At 38.8% G+C, this 24520-nt stretch carries 25 protein-coding genes and 1 tRNA gene; 17 read left to right on the top strand and 9 right to left on the bottom strand.

Annotated features, from left to right (window positions below; genetic code table 11):
- The first annotated feature begins 42 nt into the window (after positions 1–42).
- The 5 genes from ATS76_RS16445 (at position 43) to ATS76_RS16425 (ending at position 4448) form a co-directional block, all read left to right on the top strand.
- A complete protein-coding gene (locus ATS76_RS16445) occupies positions 43–1089 on the top strand; it encodes a GGDEF domain-containing protein (RefSeq protein WP_010557221.1) in 1047 nt (348 codons plus the stop codon).
- Positions 1090–1376: 287 nt separating this feature from the next.
- The gene (locus tag ATS76_RS16440) at positions 1377–2093 is read left to right on the top strand and encodes a MipA/OmpV family protein (RefSeq protein ID WP_082664365.1); all 717 of its coding nucleotides are present in this window, start codon (positions 1377–1379) and stop codon (positions 2091–2093) included.
- A 1-nt stretch (position 2094) separates the two neighbouring features.
- Positions 2095–2475 carry a DUF3019 domain-containing protein gene (locus ATS76_RS16435; protein WP_201023514.1) on the top strand — a complete coding sequence of 127 codons (381 nt, stop codon included), beginning with the start codon at positions 2095–2097 and terminating at the stop codon, positions 2473–2475.
- 14 nt (positions 2476–2489) lie between these two features.
- The gene (locus ATS76_RS16430; protein WP_058404796.1) at positions 2490–3182 is read left to right on the top strand and encodes a response regulator; all 693 of its coding nucleotides are present in this window, start codon (positions 2490–2492) and stop codon (positions 3180–3182) included.
- A 21-nt stretch (positions 3183–3203) separates the two neighbouring features.
- Positions 3204–4448 (top strand): ATP-binding protein, encoded by a 1245-nt coding sequence (locus ATS76_RS16425; RefSeq protein ID WP_058552922.1) that lies wholly within the window; start codon positions 3204–3206, stop codon positions 4446–4448.
- Positions 4449–4552: 104 nt separating this feature from the next.
- Here the strand turns inward: ATS76_RS16425 and ATS76_RS16420 are convergent, their stop codons facing one another.
- On the bottom strand, positions 4553–4768 hold the full coding sequence (locus tag ATS76_RS16420; RefSeq protein ID WP_006793920.1) for a DUF3820 family protein: 216 nt from the start codon (positions 4766–4768) through the stop codon (positions 4553–4555).
- 328 nt (positions 4769–5096) lie between these two features.
- The gene (locus ATS76_RS16415) at positions 5097–6674 is read right to left on the bottom strand and encodes a cation:proton antiporter family protein (protein WP_058552921.1); all 1578 of its coding nucleotides are present in this window, start codon (positions 6672–6674) and stop codon (positions 5097–5099) included.
- Between the two features lie 267 nt (positions 6675–6941).
- Between ATS76_RS16415 and ATS76_RS16410 the strand changes: the two genes are divergently transcribed.
- Positions 6942–7685 (top strand): sporulation protein, encoded by a 744-nt coding sequence (locus tag ATS76_RS16410; RefSeq protein ID WP_058404793.1) that lies wholly within the window; start codon positions 6942–6944, stop codon positions 7683–7685.
- A 98-nt stretch (positions 7686–7783) separates the two neighbouring features.
- A complete protein-coding gene (locus tag ATS76_RS16405) occupies positions 7784–8242 on the top strand; it encodes a GNAT family N-acetyltransferase (RefSeq protein ID WP_058552920.1) in 459 nt (152 codons plus the stop codon).
- 54 nt (positions 8243–8296) lie between these two features.
- Here ATS76_RS16405 and ATS76_RS16400 read toward each other — a convergent pair whose 3' ends face one another.
- The 6 genes from ATS76_RS16400 to ATS76_RS16375 all read right to left on the bottom strand — a co-directional run bounded on the left by ATS76_RS16400 (position 8297) and on the right by ATS76_RS16375 (position 14017).
- A complete protein-coding gene (locus ATS76_RS16400; protein ID WP_058552919.1) occupies positions 8297–9649 on the bottom strand; it encodes a sodium-dependent transporter in 1353 nt (450 codons plus the stop codon).
- 213 nt (positions 9650–9862) lie between these two features.
- Positions 9863–11146, bottom strand: a complete 1284-nt coding sequence (locus ATS76_RS16395; RefSeq protein ID WP_058552918.1) for an ATP-binding protein — start codon at positions 11144–11146, stop codon at positions 9863–9865.
- Between the two features lie 19 nt (positions 11147–11165).
- Complete coding sequence (locus ATS76_RS16390; RefSeq protein ID WP_058552917.1) at positions 11166–11870, bottom strand: response regulator transcription factor; 705 nt, start codon at positions 11868–11870, stop codon at positions 11166–11168.
- A gap of 21 nt (positions 11871–11891) precedes the next feature.
- Positions 11892–12275: a DUF3019 domain-containing protein gene (locus ATS76_RS16385; protein WP_058552916.1), complete on the bottom strand. Its 384-nt coding sequence runs from the start codon at positions 12273–12275 to the stop codon at positions 11892–11894.
- Positions 12265–13122 carry a MipA/OmpV family protein gene (locus ATS76_RS16380; RefSeq protein ID WP_058552915.1) on the bottom strand — a complete coding sequence of 286 codons (858 nt, stop codon included), beginning with the start codon at positions 13120–13122 and terminating at the stop codon, positions 12265–12267. Before ATS76_RS16380 ends, ATS76_RS16385 begins: the two co-directional genes overlap by 11 nt.
- Before the next feature lie 91 nt (positions 13123–13213).
- Positions 13214–14017, bottom strand: a complete 804-nt coding sequence (locus ATS76_RS16375) for a hypothetical protein (protein ID WP_058552914.1) — start codon at positions 14015–14017, stop codon at positions 13214–13216.
- 112 nt (positions 14018–14129) lie between these two features.
- Between ATS76_RS16375 and ATS76_RS16370 the strand changes: the two genes are divergently transcribed.
- Together ATS76_RS16370 and ATS76_RS16365 are read left to right on the top strand one after the other, a co-directional pair.
- Entirely contained in the window at positions 14130–15284 is a 1155-nt protein-coding gene (locus ATS76_RS16370) for a serine hydrolase domain-containing protein (protein WP_058552913.1), read from the top strand.
- Positions 15281–15796 (top strand): SixA phosphatase family protein, encoded by a 516-nt coding sequence (locus ATS76_RS16365; protein ID WP_058552912.1) that lies wholly within the window; start codon positions 15281–15283, stop codon positions 15794–15796. The genes ATS76_RS16370 and ATS76_RS16365 overlap by 4 nt, the downstream gene beginning before the upstream one ends.
- 76 nt (positions 15797–15872) lie before the next feature.
- On the opposite strand, the gene yhbY is transcribed toward ATS76_RS16365, so the two are convergent.
- Positions 15873–16169 carry a ribosome assembly RNA-binding protein YhbY gene (gene yhbY / locus ATS76_RS16360; protein ID WP_006793908.1) on the bottom strand — a complete coding sequence of 99 codons (297 nt, stop codon included), beginning with the start codon at positions 16167–16169 and terminating at the stop codon, positions 15873–15875.
- Positions 16170–16256: 87 nt separating this feature from the next.
- Here yhbY and rlmE point away from each other — a divergent pair, with 87 nt between their 5' ends.
- The 8 genes from rlmE to ATS76_RS16320 all read left to right on the top strand — a co-directional run bounded on the left by rlmE (position 16257) and on the right by ATS76_RS16320 (position 24451).
- Complete coding sequence (rlmE, locus tag ATS76_RS16355) at positions 16257–16886, top strand: 23S rRNA (uridine(2552)-2'-O)-methyltransferase RlmE (RefSeq protein WP_006793907.1); 630 nt, start codon at positions 16257–16259, stop codon at positions 16884–16886.
- A gap of 66 nt (positions 16887–16952) precedes the next feature.
- On the top strand, positions 16953–18896 hold the full coding sequence (ftsH, locus tag ATS76_RS16350; RefSeq protein WP_058552945.1) for an ATP-dependent zinc metalloprotease FtsH: 1944 nt from the start codon (positions 16953–16955) through the stop codon (positions 18894–18896).
- Between the two features lie 114 nt (positions 18897–19010).
- Entirely contained in the window at positions 19011–19859 is an 849-nt protein-coding gene (gene folP / locus ATS76_RS16345; protein WP_058552911.1) for a dihydropteroate synthase, read from the top strand.
- A complete protein-coding gene (gene glmM, locus ATS76_RS16340; protein WP_058552910.1) occupies positions 19856–21205 on the top strand; it encodes a phosphoglucosamine mutase in 1350 nt (449 codons plus the stop codon). The genes folP and glmM overlap by 4 nt, the downstream gene beginning before the upstream one ends.
- 71 nt (positions 21206–21276) lie before the next feature.
- The gene (gene tpiA, locus ATS76_RS16335; protein WP_058552909.1) at positions 21277–22026 is read left to right on the top strand and encodes a triose-phosphate isomerase; all 750 of its coding nucleotides are present in this window, start codon (positions 21277–21279) and stop codon (positions 22024–22026) included.
- A 1-nt stretch (position 22027) separates the two neighbouring features.
- The gene (gene secG / locus ATS76_RS16330; protein ID WP_058552908.1) at positions 22028–22381 is read left to right on the top strand and encodes a preprotein translocase subunit SecG; all 354 of its coding nucleotides are present in this window, start codon (positions 22028–22030) and stop codon (positions 22379–22381) included.
- A 66-nt stretch (positions 22382–22447) separates the two neighbouring features.
- A tRNA-Leu gene (locus tag ATS76_RS16325) sits at positions 22448–22532 on the top strand.
- A gap of 293 nt (positions 22533–22825) precedes the next feature.
- Positions 22826–24451 (top strand): methyl-accepting chemotaxis protein, encoded by a 1626-nt coding sequence (locus ATS76_RS16320; RefSeq protein ID WP_058552907.1) that lies wholly within the window; start codon positions 22826–22828, stop codon positions 24449–24451.
- Positions 24452–24520: the final 69 nt, after the last annotated feature.

Below are 24520 nucleotides of genomic sequence, written 5' to 3'. Positions count from 1 at the left end.
ACATTGAATGCTAATAATAAAAATGACGCTTGAGAGTTCTTTATGAATAATGCTGTATCACTTTCTCATTCCGCTCAGTATTTAAAAAAAGCAGTACCCATGATGGTGAAGTACCGTATGCCGGTAACACCTATTAATTATGCTATTTGGTATTGCTATTTTCAGGGTAATAAACCGTCTTTAAACATTGAATTAGATCAAGTTATTTCAGAGCACCAAACATGCACTCAAAGTAAAGCAAAAGAAATATTTGATAAGCATCTTAGTGATGAAGATTTAGCTCTTTTTCAGGAAATGTCGGATAAATTTCATAATACGGTTGAAAATATCCAGCAAGATATAAGTATTACACTTGGTCATTCTAAAAGTTTCAGTACTTCACTCATTGACTCGCAGAACGAAATAAACAGTCTGATAGATACTAACTCTTTTAACGATATTCTTGGTTGTGTTGAGCGTTTGACCGATGAGTCAATTGCAATGCAAGACTCTGCTCGTGAATTTCAAACAAAGCTATCGGTTGCATATAATGAAATTAAAGACTTAAAAGAAGCGCTTAATCTTTCTAAAGAAGCTGCCGACACAGACCCATTAACAGGTTTTTATAACAGAGGTAAATTTGACTCTGATATTAATGACTTTTGCCGTGAGTACTCAGAGCAAACTACAGAAAGCTCCCTTGCTGCACTGATTATGTTTGATATTGATCACTTTAAACGATTTAACGATGACTTTGGCCACCAAAAAGGCGATGAAGTTATTAAACTGGTGGCAAAAAAAGTAAAAGAAAACTTAACTGACAAAGCAAAAGTGTATCGCTACGGCGGAGAAGAGTTTTGTATTACTGCTTATTTTGACACCATAAATGATTTAGTTGCTTTTGCAGAGTGTATAAGACAAGAAATTGCGAAATTAGCTATTCGTAAAAAACAAGATGTAAATAACAAACGTGCAATATCAGCAAGCTTTGGATTAGCTATGCTACGACCGTTTACAAAAAGCTCAGTGCTGGTTGAGCGTGCCGATAGAGCACTTTATATTGCTAAGACACATGGACGCAACCGAGTAGAAATAGCCCCTGATATCTAATTTTTATAAGGGGTTTAAACTTTTACTTTGTGTATAAAAAGTGTGAATGATTGTAATCAGCTACAGATAGTTTTAGGTAACCTTGTTACTATCCGTAAATGAATAATTTTATGTTCTGATTTACGCTGATGCGGTTTAATTTCTTTCTATTTACCATTCTTTGTTTAAATTTTTTGCTCACTTGTTTTACATTAAGTGCCAAGCCAAATACGTATTCGGATCAAGAGTTCTCAGAGCAGCATATTCAATCTCATCAGCTAATTTTTAGCATTAACGCAGGGGTCGGTGTGATCACCAATCCATTACGTGGTGGCGATAACGTTCCTTTAGTCGTTATTCCTCAAATAGCGTTTTATGCTGAAGATTGGTTTTTTGATAATGGCCGCTTAGGTTATTCTTTATTTCAAACTTCTACACACCAATTAAACATTGTTAGCGAGCTCAATACTGAGTCTCGCTTTTTTATAGATTGGCATCCTGATAATGTGTTTACGCTGCAAGGTAGTGCAGATAGCCCTTTTTATTTGCAGGCTGCAGAGGCCTCTTCAGTAAAAAATATTAATTTAAATGATCTGCATAAACGCCACCTAGCCTTAGACACAGGACTTGCTTATCATTACGTGAATGATCACCATGTATTTTCTGTACAGGTACTACATGATGTGACAAATGTGTATAACGGTGTTCGCGGTGCATTTCAGTGGCAATACCATACTCAACTAGGGCCTATAAATATCAAGCCATCGTTTGGTTTAAATTATAAATCTGCGGAACTAAATACCTATTATTATGGCCTTAAAGACGGCGAAACTTTATTGGGCAAGGTAGAGGTTGGTAGCAGTTGGCAACCCTATGCAAAAATTGATGCCAAATTCCCCTTAAGTGATGACTATTCTGTTCGTTTTCATTTAGCTTATTATGACTATTCAGCTATAGATGACAGCCCACTTTTAGAGCGTGATTATTCAATGACTGCATTTTTAGGATTAGAACGCACTTTTTAATATGAAATATTTAATGGTCATTTTATTTTTAGCACCACTGCTTATGCCTTTTAGCCGTGTGCATGCTGCGTCTTTTACTGTGTCACCTAAAGTATGTGTTGTTTCTCACGTTCAGGACTTTTGCGATCTTGATTTAACGTTTGAATGGCAGGGCGATGTGGTAGGTGATGTGTGTATATATGAACAGAGTAAAAAGATACATTGTTGGCAACAGCAGCGCGCAGGAGAGTTTAATTATAAAGCGCGTGTTCAGGTCGAAACCATATACTCCTTAATCAATTCAAAATCTGGTGTGTTATTAGCTAAAGCACAGGTTGAAGTACAAAGTACTCATGTAAAAAAAAGTAGGCGTCGGCTTCGTTCACCATGGAGCTTTTTTTAATTTAGGAGCAATCAATGCCAAAAATTCTACTTGTTGAAGATGATCTTGGTTTACAACAACTCACAAAAGATTACCTTGAACATAATGGATTAGAAGTCGCAGCTTTAGAACGTGGTGATGAAGTATTTAGTTATTTAGAAAATAATCACGTCGATTTAATGATACTAGATGTTATGTTACCGGGAAAAGATGGATTTAGCGTGTGTCGCCAAGTACGCGATAAGTTTTCTCTACCAATTTTAATGTTAACAGCTAAAAGCGAAGATTTTGACCAAGTATTGGGTTTAGAACTGGGCGCAGATGATTATGTTATTAAACCCGCTGAACCTCGTGTTTTACTCGCAAGAGTCAATGCACTACTACGCCGTGGTCAAACAGTGACAAAAGCGAGTGAAGAGTTACAGTTTGGTGATTTAATTATTGATAAGACTAGCCGTATAGTGCAACTTTCTGACAAAGAAATAGTGCTAACGTCGCATGAGTTTGAGTTACTTTGGTTGTTAGCCTCAAACGCTGGCCAAGTGCTTAGTAGAGAGCATGTGCACCAACATATGATTGGTCGCCAATATGACGGGCTCGATCGCACCGTTGATGTACGCGTGTCGCGTATCCGTAAAAAGCTCGGTGATAACAGCGATAAGCCATTTCGTATAAAAACAGTATGGGGCCAAGGCTACTTATTTGTTTCTGATGCGTGGGATCTTTAAACACAAGGTTAATAGGCATTAATGGGAAAGCTGTTTGCAAGTTTATATATTTATATTGTGGTTTCATTGTTCGTTGTTAGCGGTGTTATAGAACAATTATGGCCATATGATGAATCGCAGCAGCACGTTTTTCTTGATGACGAATTTGGGAAGTCGCTTTGGCTGCTTTCGCAAACACCTAATGGATTAGCAAAATTAAAGGAACACTACAAAAGCCTTGTTATTAGTCGTGCTGATTTAGCGCTACCTCAAGAACAACTGGTTCAGTTAAATAGCCATCACTACCTATATTTATATGACAAACAACAGCGAGTTGTTTGGTACATAACCCTCAATAAAAGTGAGCTTTTGCAAGTAGGGCCTATAGGATTAGAGACCCCCGTATCGACTTCGGTATGGCCATATGTATTATTACTTACTATTGTGGGGATTCCCGTAGGTTTATGGAGCTTTTTACTTTGGCGTGACTTTTCGAAATTACGCAATGCGTGCGAAGCGGTTGAAGGCGCTCAAGACTTTCAACTTTCTGACTCCTCTAAATCATTTTTTTTACCAATTACTGAAACACTCAGTTTAATGCAGCAACGCATTGGCTTTCTATTAACCGCTCAACAAGAGCTGACTTCGTCGGTTTCTCATGAATTTAGAACCCCCTTAGCTCGCCTAAAGTTTGCAACGGCAATACTCAAAGAGCGTTTGTTAGATGAAAAAAGTGAAGTCTACATTGCAAAAATGAACAGCGACATTAATGAACTTGAAAGCCTAGTTTCAGAAATGCTCGATTACGCAAAACTAGACTCTCAGCAACCTAGCTTGCAGCCTCTCCCTAGTGATTTGGTTGAGTTAGTAAGAGTAAGCGTTGAAAAGCTTAATTTTGACAAGAAAATTAATTTGTATGAAGTATTGCCAAGTAGCTTCATTTACCAATGTGACCCGCATTTTATGGCGCGTGCTTTTCAAAACTTAATTGGTAATGCAATTAAATACGCCAACAGCCAGGTTAAAATATCACTCATTACTCAGCATAACAAAATACAGTTTGTAATTGAAGATGATGGCCGAGGCATTGCTGAAATAGAGCGAGAAAACGTATTTAAGCCTTTTACACGGCTCGATAAAAGTAGAGACAAAAAAACAGGTGGATTTGGCCTAGGGTTAGCCATAGTCGCTAAAATTATTGCTTGGCATCAGGGAAGTTATCGTATTGAGTACTCGTCTTTAGGTGGGGCAAAGTTCATCATTAGCTTACCCCTGGAGCAAAACTAAAAGATATGAAAAAAGCGCCAAAAGGCGCTTTTTTGTGGTTAAAACCAAAATCAACAAGTAGCAATTAAATAGACCGTGAATATATAAAATAGTTTCGGATAATTTTATTTTTTTTCTAGCAGCGGCATTAACATTTGCTCCAAGCCATTTAATTTAACCTCATACATCATAGCTAATTGGCTGCCAAGTTTTGAATCTGGAAAGCCTTGCTGCTTAAACCAGACTAAGTAGGGCTCTGGAAGTAATAATAATGGGCGGCCTGAGTATTTTCCAAATGGCATTTTAGTGTTTATGGCAATTTTTAATTGTTCTGGATCCATAGGTTTACTTAGTGGTGTAATAATGATTTAAGTGTAAGATATTTTAGAGAGATAAAATAGGCTGTGACGGGCAAGAAACAGCCTATTGAGTGAGGGAGTAGGCCCTCTGATTTAAGAATTTTTGTTGGTGTAAACAGCCCGACACAATTTTTGTTAGCTGGAGTCTAACTAGATTGTATTTAACATGGGTTATATTTAACCAACGAAGACAGTTTACCTGTTTTTTGAAGGTATGGTGTATGCACTTGTAAAGGAATGTAAATACAATTGCTTTTTATTTATTTACTAATGAAAAAGAATTGTATTTTGCCTTTATACACATTAAATACTACTTTTCACCAAACAATTCTTGTTTTACGTGTTCAGCAAAGCCACTTCCTGCTTCTAAGTAAAAGTTATACGTTGAGTGCACTCCCATACTTTCAAGCTCTTTTTGTTGGTCTGGGTAGTTTGCAATTGCAGTAACTTGCCCTGTGTAGCCTGACGCTTGAAGCTGCTCTAATGCAAAAATATTTTGCATGTGCTTCGGCATAGCTAACATAACCATTTCAACGTGAGAGTGGTTTACACGTTGCCAAAAATCAGGGTCGGTAGCATCTGCAATCAGTACTTTACGGCCTCTACTTATATGTTTATCGACAACTTCGGGTTTTATATCAATACCTGCTACTAAATTTGGGTGAGTCATATTAATTGTTTCATATGCACCGGTGCCAATACGGCCCATGCCAAAAATAACAATTTTTGTATCATTAAGGTTTACTGGTAATTCTTCGGCTAGGCGTGTTTTGCTTTCAAACTTGACTAACCAGCTTTCTATTTTTACATATAGCTCATTAGAGCGTTTGTTAAGTGGTGAGGCAATAACAAAGGTAATAGATACCGCAATAGCCATAACGGCTAGCCATTCAGGTGTAATAATACCTGTTGAAGCTGCAACGGCGCACACAATCAAGCCAAATTCACTGTAGTTAGATAAGGTAAATGCGGTAAGTAGCGATGTACGTGCACGCAATTTAAACGCATTGGTAAATACATAATAAAGAATCACTTTAATAGGGAGTACAAAAATAAGCACAATGGCAATAAAGAGCGAATCAAGGGTTAGCTGAGCATTTAAACCAATGCTTAAGAAAAAACCAACAAGTAAAATATCTTTTAAGTTGAGTAATGACTTTGATAACTCGCCCGCTTTTTTATGTGGCGCAAACATCATGCCTATGATTAGCGCACCCAAATCACCTTTAAGACCTGCAAATTCAAATGCGTTATAACCAGCAACAAGCGCAAAAAAGAAGCCAAACAAGGGAAGCAGTTCACCATGTTTAGAGCGGTTAAGCATAAAATACATAATAGGGCGTATTAAAGGCAGGGCAATAATGATAGCTAGTGCCCAAATGTTGGGTACTTTACCTGTACTAATTGCTAAAAATATAACCGCAAAAATATCTTGCATTACAAGTATACCAATAGCGATTTTACCGTGTAGGCTTGCCATTTCACCGCGCTCTTCAAGTACTTTTACAGCAAATACTGTGCTTGAAAAGCTAAGAGCAAAGCCGATCAATAAGGCACTCTGCCAACTTAAATCAACAAAAAGAGGCAGAGCAAAAATACCTAATAACAACATAAAACCACTAAAAATAGCGCTGCTAAAAATAATATGAAGGGTAGCGGGTGCCCACACTTGGGGTTTTATTAAGCTTTTTACTTTAAGTTTTAAGCCAATACTGAACAGCAATAAAGTAACGCCCAATGCGGCAATTGTATCAAGTAGATCTGTGCTTTTGTAACCTGCGAGGTTTAGCGCAAAGCCAGCCAGCAAAAAGCCAATAAGTGGGGGGAGTTTTAATTGATAAACGGCAAAACCACACACAAATGCGGTAGCAAAGTAAATTAGTTCCATAATACTTAAAATTACATCATTTGGTATTGCAGTGTAGCTAAAAACAACGATTAATGAAAATTAAATATACCACTTGAGCTTTGTTTATTTAGTCGCTTTTAGGACTTTGTTTGGATAATAAACGCACAAATTATGCATATTTAACCTTTAAAAGCATTTAAATCCTACTTTTAAACTGACAACGGCTTTTAATTATGGTTAAGATGAGATAACGAAAACATTTAAGTTAGGGCATATTTAAGAGCGGCTCAGCTTAAGGAGAATTATATGTTTAAAAAGATTTTAGCATCGGTTGGTATTGGTGCAGCAAAAGTGGATACTATTTTAGAAACTGAACATCTACAACCAGGGCAGCTTTTTAACGCTAATATTGTTATTACAGCAGGTGACGTTAGCCAAGAAATTGCAGGCTTAGATTTATTGCTAATGACCCGCGTAAAAGTAGCTGGTGATGACGGTGATTATTTTACCAACCATGTGATTGATCAATGGCGAATTACAGATATAGGTAAGTTGGAGCCAGGTGACGTAAAAAGCATACCTTTTGAAGCGCGTCTGCATTCAGAAACACCGATCACTGAAATTAATGCGGGTTACAATCAGTCTCATGTTTGGTTAGAAACTGGGCTGGACATTGATTTAGCATTAGATCCAACAGACAAAGATCATCTTCATATTTACCCAAATGAAGCCGTTAAAACGTGCATGCAGGCAATGGATAAATTAGGTTTTAGTTTATCTAAAGCCGATGTTGAAAAAGGTTTTTTACGTGCCTCTACATTTGCGTCTGTTTCTGGGTGTTACCAAGAGCTTGAATATAAACCTAACAGCAGAAGCTTATTTGGGATTCAAGAAATCGAGTTGTCATTTGTGCCAGAAGCACATAAAACTCACGTTTTAATCGAGCTTGACCGTGCATTTAGAGGCGATGGATATATTGATGTAACCATTGAACATGACCATGTGAATCTGTCTCAGTTATGTGATCAGTTAGAGCGTTTATTTGCTTAACGCTTAGCATTAAGCGGTGAATATAATTTTTATTGTTCATTTTAGTATTATAGCGATATCAAACCCAGCTTCAGCTGGGTTTTTGTTTAAGGATTGCCATGCATTTTAACTGTGAGCCATTTGAAAATCTGCCCCCCCATACTTTGTTTGCAATTATGAGAGGGCGTGTAGACGTATTTGTTGTAGAACAAAATTGCCCTTACCCTGAGTTAGACGATGTTGATATTTTTAAAACAACTCAGCATATCTATACCTTAGATAATATGCAGTTAATGAGCTATGCACGTTGCTATGAGAAAAATGACCAGTACAGTGCAATTGGGCGTGTTTTAGTTAACGATCAGCACCGAGGTAAGGGGATTGCGAATAAGCTGGTTGAAAAGGCAATAGCGTGTTGTACATTGCACTGGCCCGAACGCGATATAGTGATAGGTGCGCAAACCTACTTGTTAGATTTTTATCGTTCATTTGGTTTTAAGTGTATAGGGGAGGCCTACTTAGAAGACGGTATACCTCACCAAGATATGCTGCTAACAATTGAAAAGCTCAAAACGTAATGTTGTGAGTGACTATAAAAAAGCCCAAAAAGTGGGCTTTTTTATAGTGTGTTGTTAGCTTAATATTGAATGCACGAACACGGCGCCTATAACAATAGGGCAAACAAATTTGGTGTACCAAGGCCATACTTTCCAAAATAAGCTGTTGTGTACTTCTGGGTTACCTTGTTGAATAGCTTGTAATAATGAGTTTCTGTACCAAATCCAACCTACAAAAATACAACACATTAAGCCAAGTAAAGGCTGTGCAACTTTTGTTGTTAAAGTAATTACTAAGCCAAATAAGGTGCCTAGGTTACATACAATCGTAATACTAACGACGGCTATTAAGACGCCGATTAACCATGTAGCTTGAATTCGCTTCATCGCAAAGCGTTCAACGGTGTAAGATACAGGGGCTTCCAGCATTGAAATAGAGGACGTTAGCGCTGCTATGCTCATCAGGGCGAAAAATGCAAAGCCAACAAATAAACCTACACTGCCCATGCCATCAAATAAAGCGGGAAGTACCTGAAATACCAAAGTATCTTCTGAGAGTAATTTGCCGCTGGCTGAAAATATCTCAACGCCCTGAGCTTGAGCTACATACATAGCTGGAATAATAAGCAAACCAGCAACAAACGCGATAAACACATCAATTAATGTTACGTATGCACCTAGAGACACTAGGTTTTCTTTTTTACTAATATACGAGCCGTATATAATCATGACGCTTGTACCTAGCGATAATGAGAAAAAGGCTTGTCCTAAGGCGCTAACAATTAACTGGGTGTCAAAAATAGATGAAAAGTCAGGTAGCAAGTAGGCTTTTAACCCTTCGATTGCACCTTCTTGTGTCATTACATAAGCAATTAATAAAAATAAAATGCCCAATAAAGCCGGCATCAAGCGCTTTGACCATTTTTCGATACCGTTTTCAACACCACGGCTAATGATTGCTATCGTTAAAACAATAAAAACAAGAGTAAATATAATGTTGCGAGTGAGTGATTGTTCGCTTAGCCACAAAGATGCAGCGTCTGCTCCAGCCAAGTTAGCAATAGGTTGGGCTGTTGCACTGAGCATCCAGCCGGCAACAATAGCATAAAAACTAAGTATAAAGCCGGCACATAAAATACCCCCAAAGCCGACAATAAATGCAAAGTGTTTTTGCCAAGGTTTATTGGACACTTTAGTTAAAGAAACCACGGCGTTGGCTTGGCCGTGTCGACCAATCATTAATTCGGCCATTAGCGCAGGATAAGCCAAAAAGAAAGCTAACACTAAATAGGCAACCAAAAATGCGGCACCGCCATTACTGGCTGTTTGTGTGGGAAAGCCCCATATATTGCCCAAACCTACGGCAGAACCGGCGGCGGCCATAATAAATCCAAAGCGAGAACTAAACTCGCCTCTAACTGCGCTCATATTATTATACTTCTCTGTTTTTTAACGGCGCTGACAATCTACTGGAAATGTAAAAAAATAAAAAGTGCTTATTTGCTGATCCCACACAATTTAGTTTTCCAGCGGCATGATTAATACGCTGTTTTTAGTCAATGTTACTAGGTAATTAAAATTAATAGGTTGATTTTGTTTAAAAAATGTTAATTACACTGCGTAATTTATACTTTACGATTTTTACTGTTGGGTAATATTAAGGGTAAAGCAGGCACCGCCTAAGTGTTTACTTTTGCTAACAGTAATAGTGCCGTTATGCCAATCTGCTACTTTTTCAACAATAGCTAAGCCAAGGCCATAGCTTTTATCTGCGCGGTTTCTGTGTTCTTCTTCTCTAAAAAAGGGGCTAAATACGTTTTTAAAGTTTTCTTGAGCAATTCCAGGGCCGTCGTCTTCAACTGTTATTATAAGTTGGTGCTCGTGAACCTTTGCGCTTAAATAAATATATTGCTCGGCAAAATCGCAAGCGTTGGTAAGCAGATTTGTAATTGCACGAGCTAGCCAATGAAGATCGGCCACAATGATGTCACTTGAGCAATTAAGATCAACACTTAGCATTTGTGATTCTAACTTTGGTGCAAGCTGAACTAAAATATCTTCTAGGTAATGCTTGATATTTGTTGAAGAGTACGTCAGTTTATTTGCGTTTTGTTCAAGTGTTGCAAACGCTAAATAGCTTTTAAGCATAGATTCCATATGATCTAAATCGTTTTCCATGCGTTCTAAATAGGTTTTTATTTTTTTCTCATCATGGGTATCTAAGGCGGCATCTAAACCAAAGCGAAGACAGGCAATAGGAGTGCGTATATCATGCGATAAACTTGACGCCATTAGTTTATTTTCAGCAACAAGCTTTTCAATTTGACTCGCCATTCGGTTAAACGTTAACTCTACGTCCCTTATATAAGTAAAATGAGATGCTTTAATTCTGGCTTGTGTATTACCCGAAGCAAACTGTTTAGCAGCCTCGTTTAGTACGCTTAGTCGCTTTGCTAGTGGCGCAATAATGAACCCCATTAAAATGCATAACCCAGCATAAAAAAGCAAAGTTAAGAATATATCGTTTCGTTTGTCGGCTTCTGCGCTCTTTTTAAGTCGCATAGAAATATGAAAGGGGTTTAGCGCTTGATTGCTATACAGCATATAAAAGCCTTGCTGATCTTCTAAAATCAACCCGTCAACAGCATGCATTTGAAGCAATAACGAAGGGGGCAAGGCAAGCGATTCATTAGGTTTGTAATCTATTGATAGCTCAAATTCTTTAGCTAACTGTTTAACATATGCGCCACGCTCGGAAGTGGGAACATTTGCCAGTTGCTTACTAAACCCCATCATCATTTTACTTTGCACACTAAACTCGTCTTGTGGGGTATGTGCTTGCTGGCTAAAGGCGTCTATTAGCCAGCCTAAAACCACTATAGATAAAAGCGCGCTGCCAAGTAGTGATATGTAAAACTTTTTCATTTAAACATACAGCTGTAAGTTACCATGCGGTAGAGACAAGCAAGTAACCACGGCCCCAAATTGTTTTAATTTTTTCTGGGTTTTGTGGGTCGTCGTTAAATTTTTTTCTAATTGCAGAGATAAGCACATCAACACTTCTATCAAGTCCGTCGTATTCTCGTCCTTTAGTTGCTTTAAAAACAGCGTCACGTGATACAACTTGGCCTGCATTACTTGCCAAATAATGCAGTAGTAAATATTCCGCACTGGAAATATTTACATCTTGGTCGTTGAATTTTACGTTTCTTGATTCGGTATTAATATTAAGCGAACCGACCGAAATTGTGCTTTCTACTATTGCCGATTTATTGGGCTCATTACTTTGACGAAGTGCAGCTTTTATACGAGCGAGTAAAGCGCGAGGGCGCACAGGTTTCATTATATAATCGCTTGCACCGACCTCTAAACCTATAACTTCATCCATTTCCTCGTTTCGAGCGGTCAGCATAATGATTGGCGCATTGTAAAAGCTACGAAGTTCTCTACATACACTAATGCCATCTTGACCTGGTAACATAATGTCGAGCAATACAATGTTTGGGTTTAAGGTTTTTACTTTACTGACAACTTCATCGCCTCGGTGACAAACATGCGTAGTGTAGCCTTGTTCAGTGAGGTATTCGGCTACCCATTGAGCCAATGATGTATCGTCTTCTACTAATAAAATAGTGCCGTAGTTATCCATAAATTATCCTTAATACAGTGGTTAAAATAATCGCCAGCGACGTTTTTTTTGTCTGTTTTGATAAACCCACTGAAGTTTCACTTCTGCAGTGCCAATTATTTGCGATGTATTACTATCAAATAATTCAAAAGCGATACTTTGCTTAGAGTCAAACGCGTAATTTAATGTGCCTTGCTGCTGTTTTAGCCAGCATTGCATAATGTATTTAGATGTAGCATCGCGTAAGCAGTAGTTACCAATAATTGGTTGGCGCCAAGTAATGACTACATCAGCATAACAGTCACGCCCCTCACGAAGAGCCACACAGGTATCAGGAACAGCGGTTAAATTATCTTGTCCGCCGTCCGGTTTTGCAAACGTTGATGCAGGAAAAATTATTAGTAAACAGAGCCATCTAAAAAACATAACGTAGGCCTACCTTGGCTTTATGTTGATACCCTTGAGAAATAATTGGGCTGTCGTCGATTTCAGCTGAGAACCACGTAGAGAGAAACCCTGCTAAAAAGACCCAATCTTGGCTTATTGGGTATTCCGCATGAAATTCAAATATTAAGCTGGTACTTGCATGTGCATCATAAAAGGGTCGGTTTTCGGCTACTTCTTCTTGGTCAATGCCAAAATAATAATTTGTAAAGTCAGCTGAGTACGCACTTACGCCAACACCGGATCTAAATTCCCAGTTTCGCCAGGGTAAAATTTGGCTAAAAAAGGTATTAATAACCCAGCTGTTGTGAGCGCCAGAAATATCATGAAGGTATTCAAATGAAATTTGAGAATTTTCGAATCGGCGTGTAAGCCTGAGGCCTACACCAAAGTCATAGCGACGAGACTTTATACCATCAAGTTCTGCAATAACACCATTGTTATAAAAGCCAAGGCCTTTTTCGTCAAAGCCAGCTTGCGTATTTGTGCCCAGTATATCCAAGCCCCAATCATACTTATCAATAATACTGTAACCGATAACAAGCCCACCGCTGAGTTGGTTATGGTCAAAGTCGAGATAAAATCGATCGTAGGAGACAGCAAGGCTTAAATCGAGCTCTAAATCAGTGTCGTAGGCATTGGTGCCAATTAGGTAAGTATCTTCTACAAAGTAGCTTGCACCTGCACTCCAATCCCATGCAAAGCCTTGAGTTGGCTCAAGGGTGTTATCTGCATAGTAGCGATTACTTGCTTGGGTTGAGGTCGATATAAGGCTCAAAATAAACAAGACAATACAAAAAATAGTATGGTTAAGTAAGGTATGTTTCATCCACATTGAGCCTGATTATTTGATGTTATAGTGTGTAGTATATTGTTAAGGTGTACCCTTAATCTGTAAAAAAATGTAGTAAATGTTAATTTTACTGAACTTTAATCTTATCTATTAGGATACTGCTTAAGTAAAATTGCATCATAGGTGTAAGCGCACTCACTTCTGTGCGGTTACACGGACCACTTAATTTGCTTAGGCTAGATAATTTAGAAAGCATTTGATACTCAGGAATTTTCACTTCTTTACCCACTCTCGCCATACGCGCTTCTTCGGTGTTTTGCTGGTGGATAAACGCAACGACTTCTAACTCGTTTGTAATTCTTTGCTCTTCACTTAAACTATAAATTAGCGGCTCTCGGTGAAAGCTGGCGCTGTCTATAGACGACGTTGCAAACCACACTACATCACCAGAAGCTTTGTGCGTTAAACGCATGTTAACCTCTGCAAATATAGATGCACATTGCTGCGTTGGGTATTGATTTGCAATACTGTTAAACAGAGAGAATTGTTTTTCTGGTGTGACAAGTGAGTACTGTGTGTTTTCTTTAAATGTTAAGTCGAGCTTTTGAATGGTAAGTGTGTAATCACTGTTATTTTTACTCGTAACTTTAAGTTGTTTATCGTTAAGTGCTTGGCTTATTTGTGAAAGCAGTGTATCGGTTACGCTTGCTTTATCGGTAATTATTTTTACCGTTTGATTTTGTAAAACTTTGTGCGCAGGCAATTGCACCGACTTTACTTTTGGTGAAGCATGCTCAGTTTGGTATTTAAGCTGATATGTTTGAGTTTTTAGTGCTGGCTTTAGCGGCATAGCCAAAGGCTCTGCTGGTTGTTTGGTAATGGCACAACCTGATGATAATAAAACAAAAAGTAATACAACTAAAAAACGCATAAATACTTAACACCCACAAAAAGTACAATAATTTTTGTATTGTACGTTAGTCCAAAGAAAAGTTCATGATATTATGCATATAGACGCAGTTAAAAAGACAAAGTATTAAAAAATGAAGCGCTTACCACTTTTAAAGTATTGCTTAGCTGCAGTGTGTTATGTGTATGCAACCGTTAGTTTTGCAGCGCAGCAAGACCCAAATTGGGATAGTTTTGTAAAAAAATATGGCCGTTACGCAGAAAAAAAACTCGCGAGTAAGGGCATACCTGGTGCCGCACTCTCCATAGTTAATTTAGGCAACAGTGATTACATCCATGGAGTTGGTCGCACTAAAGCCCGAAATGGTCAAAAGGTTAATGTTCATACTCGTTTTAGATTGGCGTCAGTGTCCAAAACATTTGCAGGTTCGCTAGCTGCAAAATTATCTAGTGATGGGCTCATAAAATTAGATAACTACGTCAGTGATTACCTACCTGATTTTAAAGGCACAGTATACGAAGAGGATTTAAAAGTTTATCACTTATTGAGTCACTCTAGCGGCTTGGTGCCAAATGCGTACGACAACTTAATTGAATCGCGGATGGACTATCCCGATATAGTTCAAAAGTTGGTGACAGTTAAACCTATTTGCGAGCCTGGGATATGTTACGGTTATCAGAATGTCATGTTTAGCTTAATTGATGATGTTATTTTAAAAAGTACCAATAAAGATTATTCACAATGGCTAAATGAAGGTATTTTTCAGCCACTCAAAATGATTGATGCCAGCTTGGGTTTTGAAGCCATGGTAGCTGATGACAATTATGCACTACCGCACGTACGTGGAAAAAAACGGTGGTACACCGCAAAGCTTAAGAAAAACTATTACAAAGTTGGGCCTGCTGCGGGGGTTAACGCCAGTGCAAGCGATATGGCTATTTGGTTAAAGGCGCAATTAGGTCACTACCCTGAAGTGTTATCACTTGATGCATTGTCTAAACAAACTCGGCCATACACACGCACGAAAAAAGAAATGTACCGCAGGGTATGGAAAAAACAACTTAACGAAGCTTATTACGGTTTAGGTTGGCGAGTATACAATTACGACAATGAAACCTTGTATTACCACAGTGGTTGGGTGCAAGGATACAGAAGCGACTTAGTGGTATTCCCCCATTTAAATATTGGCTTTAGCTTGGTGTTAAACGCCGAAACTGGGTTAATTAATGAATTAACAACCGAGTTTATTAATCGGTTATTAAAGTACAAACGTGAGCAGAAGGTATGAAAATAAAACAGGGTGTTTTTATTTTATTATGTGCAGTTTTATTTAAAAGCCACTATGTATTTTCGGCTCCAGAAAAAATATACCTTTTTCGCCATAGTGAAAAATTAGCGGGAAAAGACCCGGAGCTCACACAACAAGGCAATAAGCGGGCTCAGCATTTAGTTTCATTATTTAAACAATACGATAGGGTTCATGTATTTAGTAGTAACTATAAACGCACCTCACAAACAGCAGCACCTCTTGCTGCGCATTTTGATTCACGAATACAAATTTACAATGCTCGAGATTTGGTAGATTTAAAAAACCAAATAATGTTGTTGGAAGGGGTAGTTGCTGTGATTGGTCATAGTAATACAACGCCTGACCTTGCCGTGTTGCTTTCAAATGAAGAAGTAGCCCCCATGAATGAAATGCAGTTTTCACGCTATTTTTTGTTAAGCCAAAAAGAACACAGTTCAGAAATAAAATATTTACTAGAAGACTTAGAAATGAATTTTACTTTTGAAAATTAAGGTTTAAATAAATTATAAAAAAAACCAGCTATTAGCTGGTTTTTTATTTAGAGCGATAAATTATACAAAAAGTAAATTAGTTACGCGGCAGTTGAATTTTTTTCTCAGGGCTTTGGCGGTAAAGCACAATTGTGTGGCCAATTGTTTGAAGCTTTGTTGCACCTGTTTCACGAACGATTGCTTCAAAAATAAGCGCTTTAGTTTCACGATCATCAGTCGGTACTTTAACTTTGATTAATTCGTGAATTTCTAATGCACTTTGAATTTCCATCACTACGCCTTCGGTTAAACCGTTAGAACCTAGTAAAACTACAGGCTTGAGGCTATGTGCCTCGCCTTTTAAAAACTGCTTTTGTTTATTTGATAATGTCATGTTTATACAAATTTTGCTGAATATGGCTTGAATTAAGGGTATTCTAACGCCATCTAGAGAATATTACTAATTAGTTGCGTGTAATTTATGACAAATAAAAAACAGTCAGCCAGTTCACAGCGATGGTTGAAAGAACATTTTGATGACAAATATGTTCAGGAAGCGCAAAAAAAAGGCTGGCGTTCAAGAGCGGTTTTTAAATTAGATGAAGTACAAAATAGAGATAAGTTACTTCGCCCTGGTATGACTGTGGTGGATTTAGGGGCAGCCCCAGGTAGTTGGTCACAGTATTTAGCCGAAAAAGTAGGTGACAAAGGGCAGGTTGTTGCTTGTGATATTTTACCTATGGACTCTTTAGCCGGTGTAGATTTTTTACAAGGTGATTTTCGCGAAGAAGCCGTGTTAGATGCTTTACTAAAACGCATTGATGGAAAAAATGTTGATGTGGTACTCTCTGATATGGCACCGAATATGAGTGGTAATAACTCAGTGGACCAAGCTGGAAGCATGTACTTAGTCGAGCTTGCGCTAGATATGTGTAATCAAGTTTTAAAGAAAAATGGCGCATTTATTGTTAAGGTTTTCCAAGGAGAAGGCTTTGATCAATACTTGCAGGAAGTACGTAATAGTTTTAAAGCAGTGAAAATACGCAAACCTGATGCCTCACGTGCCCGTTCTCGGGAAGTATATATAGTAGCGACTGGATACAAACTGTAGTACAGTTGCTTGGCGTTTAGTTGAATTTAAATTAATTGGATACAAGAGGTTAACCCCTTGAGCGATATGGCGAAAAATTTAATACTATGGCTGGTCATTGCAGTTGTGCTTATGTCAGTCTTTCAGAGCTTTAATGGTGGCGAGCAAATCGACCGTCAAACAAGTTACAGTCAGTTTGTGAAAGATGCCCGAAATGGCTCAATACAAGAAGTGGCAATCGAGAGCACCAGTGGAACAATCACCGGTACTAAAAATAATGGTGAGCGTTTTCAAACCATTATGCCAATTTACGACAAAGACATTTTAAATGACTTACTTAAAAGTGATGTAAATGTGAAAGGTGTAAAACCTGAAGAACAATCATTTTTAGCAAGCATATTTATTTCTTGGTTCCCGATGATACTGCTTATAGGTGTATGGATTTTCTTCATGCGTCAAATGCAAGGCGGTGGCGGCAAAGGCGCTATGTCATTCGGTAAGAGCAAAGCACGTTTAATGAGCGAAGACCAAATTAAAACTACGTTCGCTGATGTTGCTGGTTGTGATGAAGCAAAAGAAGACGTTACCGAATTGGTCGACTTCTTGCGTGACCCGTCTAAATTCCAAAAATTAGGCGGTAGTATTCCAAAAGGTGTACTAATGGTTGGCCCACCAGGTACTGGTAAAACATTGCTCGCTAAAGCTGTTGCGGGTGAAGCAAAAGTACCATTTTTCACAATTTCGGGTTCTGACTTTGTAGAAATGTTTGTAGGTGTAGGTGCATCGCGCGTACGTGACATGTTTGAACAAGCTAAAAAAGCAGCGCCTTGTATTATCTTCATCGATGAAATTGATGCAGTAGGTCGTAAACGTGGCGCAGGTATGGGCGGCGGTAACGATGAACGCGAGCAAACATTAAACCAAATGCTGGTAGAAATGGATGGCTTTGGTGGTAACGAAGGCATCATTGTTATTGCTGCGACTAACCGCCCAGACGTACTAGACCCTGCATTACTTCGTCCTGGTCGTTTTGACCGTCAAGTAGAAGTAGGTTTACCTGATATACGCGGTCGTGAACAAATTATTAAAGTACATATGCGTAAAGTACCACTAGGTGATAACGTTGATGCGGCTGTAATCGCGCGCGGCACACCCGGTTTTTCGGGGGCTGATTTAGCTAACTTAGTTAACGAAGCTGCACTTTATGCTGCACGTGGTAACAAACGTGTTGTAAACATGGCTGAATTTGATGCCGCTAAAGACAAAATCATGATGGGCGCAGAGCGCAAGACCATGGTGATGAGCGAGCAAGAAAAAGAAATGACGGCATATCACGAAGCCGGCCATGCAATTGTTGGACGCATGGTGCCAGAACATGACCCTGTTTATAAGGTATCTATCATTCCACGTGGCCGTGCGCTAGGTGTAACTATGTATTTACCTGAGCAAGATCGTGTTAGTCATTCTAAAGAGCTTTTAGAGTCAATGATTTCTAGCCTCTATGGTGGCCGAATTGCTGAAGCCCTTATTTACGGTGCCGATAAAGTGACTACCGGTGCGAGTAACGATATTGAGCGTGCAACAGACATAGCACGTAAAATGGTTACACATTGGGGTCTAAGCGAAAAGCTTGGACCACTACTTTACGCTGAAGATCAAAACGAAATGTACATGGGTGGTGGCGGTAGTCGCGCATCTAGCATGTCGGATGATACAGCTAAAGTAATTGATGCAGAGGTTCGTTTATTTTCAGATAGAAACTACGAGCGTGCCGAAAAAATACTGAAAGACAATATTGATATTCTTCATTCAATGAAAGATGCATTGATGAAATACGAAACGATTGATGCTAAGCAAATTGATGATTTAATGGCGCGTCAGCCAGTGCGTGAGCCTCGCGATGCTCATGACCGTCATGAGCCAAAAGCAGCACAAACAGATTCTGTAAAAGAACCTATTAGTGATGAAAGCCAATCAACAACAGAATCATCTAAAAAAGATGAAACAAATGTTGATGACAAAGCTGAATAATCGTTAAAATACTAAAAAAGCCCCGTACTTCGGGGCTTTTTTGTATCGGTTTTAATTTCGCTCTAATTTATAGTTAGAGTGTGTTTGGATGCTGAAATGCAAACAAGGCTCACGATGAATAACGTTATTAATTTGCCAAATGGTCGAACGCTTAATTTAATTGAACCTGTGATTATGGGGATATTAAATGTAACCCCTGATTCATTTTCAGATGGCGGGAAGTTTATAGACCCTAATCTCGCTGTACAGCGCGCAATAAAACTATTAAGTGATGGTGCAAAAATAATAGATATTGGTGGTGAGTCAACGCGTCCGGGTGCTCAGGCTGTAAGTCTTGATGATGAGCTTGAACGAGTAATTCCCATTATAAAGGCGATACGTGCCCAGAGTGATTGTGTTATTTCTGTCGATACGAGTAAAGCTGAGGTGATGAGGCAAGCTATTTTAGCGGGGGCAGATATGGTAAATGATGTTCGCGCATTACAAGAACCTGACGCACTGAGTGTTGTTGCACAATTTGAAAATATCGCAATTTGCTTAATGCACATGCAGGGTCAGCCCCGAAGTATGCAAACGTCTCCTCAGTATAATGATTTAATGGGCGATATTAATGAGTTTTTTAAAAGTCGCATTAATGCCTGTGAGACAATGGGGATAAAAGCTCAACAGCTTATTCTTGACCCTGGCTTTGGATTTGGAAAAACATTAAGCCATAACTACGAAATTTTAACCAAGTTTAATGACTTCAATAAATTAGGTTTGCCATTATTAGCGGGGTTATCTCGTAAGTCGATGATTGGCAATCTGTTAAACAGAGACACGAGTGAACGAATGGCCGGTAGTTTAGCCGGCGCTCTTATTGCCGCACAAAATGGCGCAAAAATAATTCGTGTTCACGACGTAAAAGAAACTGCAGATGTACTCGGTGTTTACCAAGCGTGCATAAAAGGAATAATAGAATGAAACAAAGAAAATATTTTGGCACAGATGGCGTGCGTGGTTTAGTGGGGACAGCACCTATAAACCCTGAGTTTGCAATGAAGCTAGGTTGGGCTGCAGGACGTGTATTATCAAAAGGTGGAACCAAAAAAGTTATTATTGGTAAAGACACGCGTATTTCAGGTTACATGCTTGAGACGGCACTTGAAGCGGGTTTAATAGCTGCCGGTATTGATGTTGTTCTTCTAGGTCCAATGCCAACGCCAGCCGTTGCTTATTTAGCACAAACATTTAGGGCTGAAGCTGGCATTGTAATAAGCGCTTCACATAACCCCTATTACGACAACGGCATTAAATTTTTTAATGGTCAAGGCTTAAAACTGGATGACGCTGTTGAGCTTGAAATAGAGGCCATGCTTGATGAGCAAATGACCTGTGTGGCTTCAGATAAGTTAGGTAAAGCAACACGTTTGGCTAGTGCTGATGGCCGTTACATTGAGTTTTGTAAGAGTCAATTTCCACAAGGGCTGTCTTTAGAGGGGCTAAAAGTGGTTATAGATTGCGCTAACGGCGCAACATACCATATTGCACCATCAGTTATGCGAGAGCTTGGTGCAGACGTAATTACACATGCTTGTGAGCCAAATGGCGTTAATATAAATCACGAATGTGGTGCAACTCATGTAGACACCTTAAAACGTAAAGTACTTGAACATAAAGCTGATGTAGGCATAGCTTATGATGGTGACGGCGATCGCGTAATGATGGTTGATCATAATGGCCGCGTATTTGATGGCGACGATTTAGTTTATATTATTGCGTGCCAGGCAGCGAACGATCATATATTGGGTGGCGGTGTTGTTGGTACTGTGATGTCAAATATGGGGCTCGAAAATGCATTAAAAGCAAAAGGTATTGAGTTTGCTCGAAGTAAAGTTGGCGATCGTTACGTAATGGAATTACTTCAGCAAAAAGGGTGGAAAATTGGTGGAGAGAGCTCAGGGCATGTACTTAATCTAGACTTAATTTCAACGGGTGATGGTATCATATCAAGCTTGCAAGTGCTGGCTGCTATGGTTGCACAAAATAGAACGCTTCAAGATTTAGGCGCCGGTTTTACAAAATACCCAATGAAAATGATTAACGTGCGTTATACACCGGGTACCGATCCTACAACGGCGCCAAAAGTGCTTGCGGCAGTCGAAGAAGTGGAACAAAGCTTAGGCAATAAAGGCCGCGTTTTACTCCGTAAATCAGGCACTGAACCTGTCGTTCGTGTTATGGTTGAAGCAGAGCAAGAAAAAATAGTATTAGACAGTGCACGTAAGATTGCAGAGATTGTCGAATCTATGAGCAAACAACCTGATTGATAACAATAATCTCTTGTAACTTTGGGCGAGAAAAGTTAATATCTCGCCCGCTTTCTAATGTGGAGTGGAAAATGGCAATACGTAAGGCAATGGTCGCTGGCAATTGGAAAATGAATGGTTCAATAGAGCTAGTCAAAGATATGTCGGATGCTATAAATAGCATTAAATCACCAGAAATAGATGTTATTTTATTTCCTCCATTCCCACTTGTTTCAGCAATGATTGCAAGCGGTGTTAATACAGGTGCTCAAACTGTATCTGAAAACACACCAGGCGCTTTTACTGGTGAAGTTGATGCACAACTATTGAAAGACCTTGGCGTAAATTATGCGCTAGTTGGCCATTCAGAGCGTCGTAGCATTTATAACGAGAGCAGCGATGTTATTGCTGATAAATTTGCTAGAGCACAATCAGCAGGTTTAATACCCGTTCTTTGTGTTGGCGAGAGTGAAACAGAGCAAGAAAGTGGACAAACAGAACATGTAATTGCTGCTCAAATAGATGCGGTAATTAAAAAATTAGGTGTAGCAGCACTGAAAGATTCTGTGATAGCATACGAGCCCGTTTGGGCCATAGGCACAGGTAAGACTGCATCGCCAGAACAGGCACAAGCTGTTCACAAATTTATCCGTGACAAAATTGCGTCTTTAGACAGTGATTTAGCACAAGGGCTTACCATCTTATATGGTGGAAGCGTTAACGAAAAAAACAGCGAATTATTATTTGCACAACCAGATATTGACGGTGGCCTTATTGGAGGTGCCAGTCTAAAAGCAGCATCTTTTGTTGCTATCTGTAACAGTGCAAAAGGGACCGTATAAGATGTACGAAATTTTATTAGTAGTTTATTTAGTTGTAGCTTTAGCTTTAGTTGGTATGGTTTTAATCCAACAAGGTAAAGGTGCTGATATGGGGTCTTCGTTTGGTGCAGGCGCTTCTGGAACTGTATTTGGTTCTTCAGGTGCTGGTAACTTTATGACAAAGACGACAACAAGCTTAGCGACAGTCTTTTTTGTGCTGAGTATTGTTCTAGGTAACTTAACAGCCGGTCAGATAAAACAGACTGATGAATGGGAAAACTTAGAAGCAGCCCCTGCTGTAGAAACAGTGGTACCTGTTGAAGAAGATGTTCCTGTTACTTCTAACGAAGAAAGTAACTCAGACGTACCAAACTAATACAGTTTAATGTTCAGCTATTTGTTAACCTCAAACAAATAAAAAAAGCGAACAAAAATTTAAAATGCGGATGTGGTGGAATTGGTAGACACGCTACCTTGAGGGGGTAGTGCTTTCGGGCGTGGGGGTTCAAGTCCCCCCATCCGCACCAAATTTAAAGCCAGTAGCAGCAATGCTACTGGTTTTTTTATATCTAAAATTTGTTTTGATTGTTTTTTACACTTTAACCGTTTGTGTACCAACAATAATTTAGGTTAAGTTGTTGGTCTTTTCTACGAAAAACACATCGTGTACCCAATAATGTTTATTTTTTTTGTGTTAATTTTAGTTTTTAGCTTAATTAATGATTAAAATGAAAAAAAAACTAGAAATTTTACAAATTTAACTCACACTTATCAGTATTGAGCCGATAATATATTTAGATAACTCAAAAAGGTAAATAGTATGGCTTCAGGCTTCTCTTTTCAAAACCTAAGCATAACTAAAAAAATACATGCAATAACATGTATTGCAGTTGTTGCTTTTATAATTATGGTATTAATTAATTTTCTTGCCATAGATGATAATAGGGCTTCTTTAGATGAAATGGGGAATTCTTCATATAAAGTTGTAAAGTTAACATCAGCGAATGTAGGACTGTTAGAAAAACTAGATGAGCTTTACACACAAGCAGTGACATTTGGTGAACAAGACTTAATAACCAAAGCTGATGACACTTACAAAACAATTGAATCAAATATAAATCTAATTAAGCAGATAAGTAATGGCTACATTAGTAATGATGTAGTTAAAGAATTAGCCGACTACGAAAAAATCTCAGCAACCATTGCTAATGGAATGGTAAATGGCACTGCCGACTTTAGTAAAATCCAACAGCAAGCCCAGTTAAAAACAAGTCTTTATGGTTCTGTTTTAGAGAGCTTTAAAGCAGCGCAACAAAAAGCTGATAATCGTTTTTTTGAATTAGTTGAAAGCACTAACACGCGTTCTGATAATGCACTTACTTTAATGCTTGCTGTGTCTATCGTGTCTTTATTGCTGCTTTTATTTATGGCTATATGGATAGCAAAAAATATTGGCTCTTCAGCAAGTGATGCAGCAAATAATTTAAGTTTATTAGCGAATGGTAAAGGGTCTTTGAGTACTCAGTTAACCGTAAATTCTAAAGACGAAATTGGCCAAGTTTCTATCAACTTTAATTCTTTTATTGCGCTATTGAAAGAAACCGTACTTGAAGTAATTGCTGTATGTGAACCTCTAATGGAAAACTCTACCCGATTAGTACAAGGCATGGAGCAGGCAGAGCGTGCAACAACTAAACAAACAACAGATGCTGAAATTGTTAAGCAATCAATGGAAGAGATGAAGCAAAGTGTGGGTGATATCTCCCAATCTGCAGCAAATGCATCACACGCCGCTGAAACAGCAGAAAAAGAAGTAGAACAAAGCCGTACACAAGTACAAATGTCAGTAAATGCGTCTCGTACATTGAGTGATGAAATTAACCAGGCGGCAACAACAATTAATAAACTTGCGGAAGACACAAAAAACGTATCGCAAATATTGAATGTAATTACTTCAATTGCCGATCAAACCAACTTACTTGCTCTAAACGCAGCTATTGAGGCAGCACGCGCTGGTGAACATGGTCGTGGGTTTGCGGTAGTAGCTGATGAAGTACGTGAGCTTGCTTCACGAACCGCACATTCAACGAATGAAATACGCGAATTGTTAGGTGCGTTAACAACCGCTGCTAATGACTCGGTTACTGCGATGACCTCAGCGCGTGATATGGCAACAGATAATGCAACAGCGGCTGAAAAAACAGGTATATCAATAGAGAAAATAGCTGAGCAAATGTTAGAAATAAACGGTATGAACTCTCAGATTGCAGCCGCGACAGAAGAGCAAACATCGGTTGCAGCCATGGTTGTGGAAAATGTCTCTAATATGCATGTTTCTTTTGAAGACACTATGGACTCATTACTTGCTGTAAGGGATGTAGCTAAAAACCTACATTACTTATCAGATAACCTGCTAGATGCAACAGCCAAATTTAGAATTGAGTGATATATAGGTAAAATTAACACCAATAGAGCCTCCAAGTGTAGGCTTTTTTGTTTTGCAGGCTAGTAGGCA

The sequence above is a fragment of the Pseudoalteromonas sp. 10-33 genome (assembly GCF_001469195.1).
Taxonomy (GTDB): Bacteria; Pseudomonadota; Gammaproteobacteria; order Enterobacterales; family Alteromonadaceae; genus Pseudoalteromonas.
This window is presented reverse-complemented; position numbering and strand designations above follow the sequence as displayed.